We start from the raw sequence: 1,840 nt of genomic DNA on the forward strand, positions 1-1,840 counted from the left end.
TACTTTCCATAACATTTTCACTGGTCGATATAAATATCTTATCTAGATAGTGCTATAATTTGCCAGTTTTTTTAAATTTTAAAAGCCAGATAAAAAATCTTTTATCATACACATTTAATATACCCTTTTATCATACCCTTTACATATATATAGGTATTGAGATTACATGGCAAAAAGTAAACTGTTTCGCTCGACCATGGTTGTCAGCTCAATGACCATGCTCTCACGTATATTGGGCCTTGTACGTGATATGGTGTTAATGAGTGTGTTCGGGGCTGGTGGTCTAATGGATGCTTTTTTAGTCGCCTTCAAAATACCTAACTTTCTACGTCGTTTGTTTGCAGAAGGCGCCTTTAGCCAAGCTTTTGTACCTGTATTGTCTGAATACAAAGAGCGTTTTACGTTACAAGAAGTCCAGATTTTAATCAGCCGCACTTCAGGTGCTTTAATGTTGATTTTATCTTTGATAACCATTGTCGTTATGTTGGCATCTCCCTTAGTAATCTCTCTCTTTGCTCCAGGCTTTTCGGATAACCCTGAAAAGTTTAATATTGCTAGCGATCTATTGCGTCTCACTTTTCCGTATTTGCTATTTATTTCTATGACAGCATTTGCAGGCAGTATATTGCAAAGCTATGGTCGATTTGCTGCGCCAGCAATTGCCCCTGTCTTGCTTAACTTAACTATGATTGCTGCGGCATTAATATTTTCTCCCATGTTTGATAAACCTATTATGGCATTGGGTTATGCCGTTGCTATAGCAGGTCTATTACAGTTCTTTATTCAGCTACCTCAGCTGTATATGCAAAAATTATTGGTTAAGCCAAAGATTGATTTTAAGCATGAAGGGGTTAGCCGTATATTAAAACTTATGTTACCTGCAATTTTCGGGGTATCTGTCACACAAATCAACCTTTTGCTGAATACAGTTTTAGCATCATTAATGATTACTGGCTCAGTATCATGGCTATATGGGGCTGAACGTCTAACGGAGTTGCCATTAGGTTTAATTGGAGTGGCAATTGGTACGGTTATTTTACCCAGCCTATCGACCAGTGAAGCCAAAAAAGATGACGTCAGTTTTCGCAAGACCTTAGACTGGGCATCACGTTTAATTATCCTTGTGGGCTTGCCAGCAGCTTGTGCCTTATTTGTGTTATCCGATGTATTAATGCAGACGCTTTTTATGCGCGGTGAGTTTACGTTACGAGATGCTAATATGAGTGGACTTGCACTACGCAGTATGTCTGGCGGCATCTTAGGCTTTATGTTGATAAAGATTTTTGCCCCGGCTTTCTTTGCTCGTCAGGATACAAAAACTCCTGTTAAGGTAGGTATTATAACGGTCATAGCCAATATGTTGTTTAGCTTGTTATTTGTCGGTATATTTTACTACTTTAAGTTGCCATTACATGGTGGTTTGGCTTTGGCTACTACTGCCGCCTCATTCGTTAACGCTGGTTTATTATACTATTTGCTGCACAAACGAAATCTATTCCGCTTTGGGCCTCAATGGAAAAAATTATTTCCTCAATTTGGCATTTCGAGTGTGGCGATGGTGACCTCGTTGTATTTAATGTTACCTTATTTTCCAACTCACGATACACAGTGGCATCGTGTATTTGCCTTAATGATTATTTGTACAGTAGGAGCCGCTGTATACAGCGTTGTTTTATTAGCATCTGGTTTCCGTCCCCGTCAATTAAAACATGGCTAAACAATTGCGTAATTAAATTTATAGTAGTTAATATTTATAGTATTTTTATATTTTTATATTTTTATATTTCTTGGATTAACACATGAAGTGCAATATCAAATGACAGGTGAAAAAAAGACCTAG

The 1,840-nt window shown here is 37.7% G+C and carries 1 protein-coding gene; it reads left to right on the forward strand.

Annotated elements, in window-relative coordinates:
- The first annotated feature begins 166 nt into the window (after positions 1-166).
- Positions 167-1,717, forward strand: coding sequence for a murein biosynthesis integral membrane protein MurJ (gene murJ, locus QZ265_RS10790; RefSeq protein ID WP_296406061.1), 1,551 nt, complete (start codon positions 167-169; stop codon positions 1,715-1,717).
- Positions 1,718-1,840 lie beyond the last annotated feature (123 nt).

Origin of the sequence: Psychrobacter sp., assembly GCF_018260395.1 — a bacterium.
In the GTDB taxonomy this organism is placed as follows: domain Bacteria; phylum Pseudomonadota; class Gammaproteobacteria; order Pseudomonadales; family Moraxellaceae; genus Psychrobacter.

What these genes read in the sequence shown, in the direction of transcription:
- murJ (WP_296406061.1), top strand. Translation starts at nt 167, where the DNA reads ATGGCAAAAAGTAAACTGTTTCGCTCGACCATGGTTGTCAGCTCAATG.